The following is a 4,513-nucleotide window of genomic DNA, read 5'->3' on the forward strand; positions in this document are numbered from 1 at the left end:
GGACCAAGGGCCGCCCGGGACCCCGTACGACGGGCGCGGGTCGGCGACCGGGGCGGCCGGACCCGCGGCTGATGCGGCAGCGGCTGATCGTGTTCGTGGTGGTCACACTGCTCGTGGCCTTCGGCATCGCGGTGGCCCAGCGGCTCTGAGCCGCGCCGTCAGCGGCCCGGGCCGGCCACCGCGTAGAAGGCGACGGCGGCCGCCGCGCCGACGTTGAGCGAGTCCACGCCGTGCGCCATGGGGATCCGCACCCACTCGTCGGCGGCCACCAGGGCCTGCGTGGAGAGGCCGTCGCCCTCGGCGCCCAGCATCAGGGCGACCCGTTCGAGGTTCTGCGGAGCCGCCACGTCGATCGGGGAGGCCTTCTCGTGCGGCGTGAGGGCCAGCAGCTTGAACCCGGCCTCGCGGACGGTGTCCAGGCCCTTGGGCCAGGACTCCAGCCGGGCGTAGGGCACGGAGAAGACCGCACCCATGGAGACCTTCACCGAACGCCGGTAGAGCGGGTCCGCGCAGTCCGGCGACAGCAGCACCGCGTCCATGCCGAGGGCGGCGGCGCTGCGGAAGATCGCACCGATGTTGGTGTGGTCGTTCACCGACTCCATGACCACCACCCGGCGGGCCGTGGACAGCAGTTCCTCGGCCGAGGGCAGCGGCTTGCGCTGCATCGAGGCGAGGGCGCCGCGGTGCACGTGGTAGCCGGTGACCCGCTCGGCGAGCTCGGGGCTGACGGCGTACACCGGGGCCGGGAGCTCGTCGATGACGTCCCGCATGACGTCGACCCACTTCGCGGACAGCAGCATCGAGCGCATCTCGTAGCCGGCGCTCTTCGCCCGTCTGATGACCTTCTCGCCCTCGGCGATGAACAGTCCCTCGGCGGGCTCGCGCCGGCGCCGCAGTTCGACGTCGGTCAGGCCCGTGTAGTCGCGCAGGCGCGGGTCGTCGGGATCCTCGACGGTGATGAGATCAGCCACAGGGTGATACTGCCTTGTCCTGGATGCGGTGCCAACGGCTCGGTCAGCCGGTGGCGTGGACCTTCACGACGTCACCGATGACGATGACGGCGGGCGGCCGGACCTCTTCGGCGCGGACGGTCTCGCCGACCGTCGCGAGGGTGGCGTCCACCCGGCGCTGAGCGGCGGTGGTGCCCTCCTGGACGACCGCGACCGGGGTGTCGGCGGGTCGTCCGTGGCGCACGAGGGCCTCGGCGATGACCCCGATCTTGTCCACGCCCATGAGCACGACCAGGGTGCCCTTGAGCTTGGCGAGCGACTCCCAGTCGACCAGGGAGCGCGGGTCCTCGGGGGCGACGTGCCCGCTGACGACGGTGAACTCGTGGGCCACCCCGCGGTGGGTGACCGGGATGCCGGCCGCGCTCGGCACGGAGATGGAGCTGGAGATGCCGGGCACCACGGTGCAGGGGATGCCGGCCTCGGCCAGCGCCTGGAGCTCCTCCATGCCGCGGCCGAAGACGTACGGGTCGCCGCCCTTGAGCCGGACGACGGCCTTGCCGGCCTTGGCGTGCTCGATGAGGGCGTTGTTGATGGCTTCCTGCGCCATGAAGCGGCCGTACGGGATCTTGGCGGCGTCGATGACCTCGACGTGCGGGGGCAGTTCGTCCAGGAGGTCGCGGGGGCCGAGCCGGTCGGCGATGACGACGTCGGCCTGGGCGAGCAGGCGGCGGCCGCGGACGGTGATCAGGTCGGGGTCACCGGGACCGCCGCCGACCAGGGCCACGCCGGGGGCGTGCGGGCGGCGCTGGGCGGGCGCGTCGAGGGAGCCCTCGCGCAGGCCCTCCACGATGGCGTCCCGGACGGCGGCCGACCGGCGCGGGTCGTTGCCGGTGAGCACGGCCACGGTGACGCCCTCGCTGCGGCCGGTGGCCGGGGTCCAGGCGGTGGCGGCGGAGGCGTCGTCGGCGCGGACGGCCCAGACGCGGTTGCGCTCGGCCTCGGCGGAGACCAGGTCGTTCACGTCGCGGTTCTGCGTGGCGATGAGGACGTACCAGGCCTCGGCGAGGTCGCCCTCCTGGTAGCGGCGGCGCTCCCAGCGGATCTCACCGGTCTCGGCCATGGCGTCCACGGACGGGGTGGCCGAGGGCGAGATGAGCACCACGTCGGCCCCGGCCGCGACGAGCGCGGGCAGCCGGCGCTGGGCCACCTGGCCGCCGCCGACGACGACGACGCGGCGGCCGGCCAGACGGAGTCCTACGGGGTACGCGGGGTGTTCGGCCATGACGGTGCGGCTCCTGTGGCGGCGAAGGGGGCTCTGGCCGCTGCGGCGCTGGAGCGGCGGGTTGACGTGCGGTTATCACCGCCCAACACCATACGGCCCCGAGGTCTGCGAGCCGTGCCCCGGCCCTGGGTTTCGCCGGTCGCCGCCCCGCGCCCCCGCGCCCGGGGAGCGCGGCTCGGGGCGCGTGACGGTCCGGGCCCGGGGCGTGCGAGGGCGACCCGGGGGGCGGAGCCGGGGTGCGGAGCCCGGGCCGCCGGGCGGGGCAGAGCCCGGGGGGCGGAGGCCGGGGTGTGCGAGGGCGAGGGGGGCGGGGAAGGGCGACGGGGGCGGGGAAGGGCGACGCGCAGCGGCGCCGCCCCCGCGCCCCGGTCACTTCTCCGTGACGCCCGCCGAGTCGAACGTGGCGACCTCGTGCATGGCGCGGGCCGCGCTCTGCACCAGCGGGAGGGCCAGCAGGGCACCCGTGCCCTCGCCGAGGCGGAGGTCCAGGTCGACCAGCGGGCGCAGGCCCAGCTTGGTCAGGGCCGCCACATGGCCCGGCTCCGCGCTGCGGTGGCCGGCGATGCACGCCGAGAGGGACTCCGGGGCGATGGCCCGGGCGACCAGGGCGGCCGCGCCGGCGCTGACGCCGTCCAGGATCACCGGCGTACGCAGCGACGCGCCGCCGAGCACCAGGCCGACCATCGCCGCGTGCTCCAGGCCGCCGACGGCCGCCAGGACGCCGATCGGGTCGGACGGGTCGGGCTGGTGGAGCTCCAGGGCCCGGCGGACGACGTCCACCTTGCGGGCGTGCGTCTCGTCGTTGATGCCGGTGCCGCGGCCGGTGACCTCCGTCGGGTCGGCCCCCGTGAAGACGGCGATCAGCGCCGCCGACACCGTGGTGTTGGCGATGCCCATCTCACCGGTCAGCAGGGCCTTGTTGCCGGCCGCGACCAGGTCGCGGGCGGTCTCGATGCCGACCTCGATCGCCGCGACCGCCTCCTCCCGGGTCATGGCCGGGCCGGTGGTCATGTCGGCCGTGCCCGGGCGGACCTTGCGCGGCAGCAGCCCGGGGGTGGCGGGCAGGTCGCCGGCCACGCCCACGTCGATCACGCAGACCTCGGCGCCGACCTGGTTGGCGAAGGCGTTGCAGACGGCCCCGCCGCCCAGGAAGTTGGCGACCATCTGGGAGGTGACCTCCTGCGGCCACGGGGTGACGCCCTGGGCGTGCACGCCGTGGTCGCCGGCGAAGATCGCGACGGCGGCCGGCTCCGGGACCGGCGGCGGGCAGACCCGGGACAGGCCCGCCAGCTGCGCGGAGATGATCTCCAGCATGCCCAGCGCCCCGGCCGGCTTGGTCATCCGCTTCTGCCGCTCCCACGCCTCGCCGAGCGCCTTCGCGTCCAGCGGGCGGATGCTCGCGACCGTCTCGCCGAGCAGGTCGTGCGGCTCCTCGCCGGGCAGGGCGCGGCGGCCGTACGTCTCCTCGTGCACCACCCACGACAGCGGGCGGCGCTTGGACCAGCCGGCCTGCATCAGCTCGGGCTCGTCGGGGAACTCGTCGACGTAGCCCACGCACAGGTACGCCACGACCTCCAGGTGCTCGGGCAGGCCGAGGGCGCGGACCATCTCGCGCTCGTCGAAGAAGCTGACCCAGCCGACGCCGAGGCCTTCGGCGCGGGCGGCGAGCCAGAGGTTCTCGACCGCGAGGGCGGAGGAGTACGGGGCCATCTGCGGCTGGGTGTGGCGGCCCAGGGTGTGCCGGCCGCCCCGGGTCGGGTCGGCGGTGACCACGATGTTCACCGGCGTGTCGAGGATGGCCTCGATCTTGAGTTCCTTGAACTGCTTCGCCCGGCCCTTGGGCAGCGACGTGGCGTAGGCCTCGCGCTGGCGCTGGGCGAGCTCGTGCATCGTCCGCCGGGTCTCGGCGGAGCGGATGACGACGAAGTCCCAGGGCTGGGAGTGGCCCACGCTGGGCGCGGTGTGCGCGGCTTCGAGGACGCGGAGCAGCACCTCGTGCGGGATCGGGTCGGTGCGGAAGCCGTTGCGGATGTCGCGGCGTTCGCGCATGACGCGCAGGATCGCCTCGCGCTCGGCGTCGGCGTAACCCGGGGCGGGCTCGCCCGGGGAGCGCTGCTCGGCCGGGGCGGACCCGGCGACGGTCGCGGCCGGGGTCAGGAACTCGGGGCCTTCCGGCTGCTCGGGCTCGGCGGGCTGCTGGGGGGCGTCGGCCTGCTCGGGCCGGTCCGGGTGCGCGACCTGCGCGGGGTCGGCCGGAAGCTCGGCCTGCTCGGGCGCGGCG

Annotated in this window: 3 protein-coding genes; all 3 read right to left on the bottom strand. The window is 75.2% G+C overall.

Translation table 11 applies throughout. From position 1 onward, the window contains the following. Nucleotides 1-158: 158 nt before the first annotated feature. Complete coding sequence (locus LG632_RS29590; protein ID WP_226731008.1) at nt 159-971, bottom strand: TrmH family RNA methyltransferase; 813 nt, start codon at nt 969-971, stop codon at nt 159-161. A 43-nt stretch (nt 972-1,014) separates the two neighbouring features. Next, nucleotides 1,015-2,232 carry a uroporphyrinogen-III C-methyltransferase gene (gene cobA, locus LG632_RS29595; RefSeq protein WP_226731009.1) on the bottom strand — a complete coding sequence of 406 codons (1,218 nt, stop codon included), beginning with the start codon at nt 2,230-2,232 and terminating at the stop codon, nt 1,015-1,017. 369 nt (nt 2,233-2,601) lie between these two features. Beyond that, on the bottom strand, nt 2,602-4,513 hold a 1,912-nt coding region (gene cobT / locus LG632_RS29600; RefSeq protein ID WP_226731010.1), incomplete at its 5' end, for a nicotinate-nucleotide--dimethylbenzimidazole phosphoribosyltransferase.

Origin of the sequence: Streptomyces antimicrobicus (assembly GCF_020532625.1) — a bacterium.
GTDB lineage: Bacteria > Actinomycetota > Actinomycetes > Streptomycetales > Streptomycetaceae > Streptomyces > Streptomyces antimicrobicus.

Bases quoted from the DNA above. Each gene is read 5' to 3' on its own strand.
- cobA (WP_226731009.1), bottom strand. From the start codon at position 2,232: ATGGCCGAACACCCCGCGTACCCCGTAGGACTCCGTCTGGCCGGCCGC.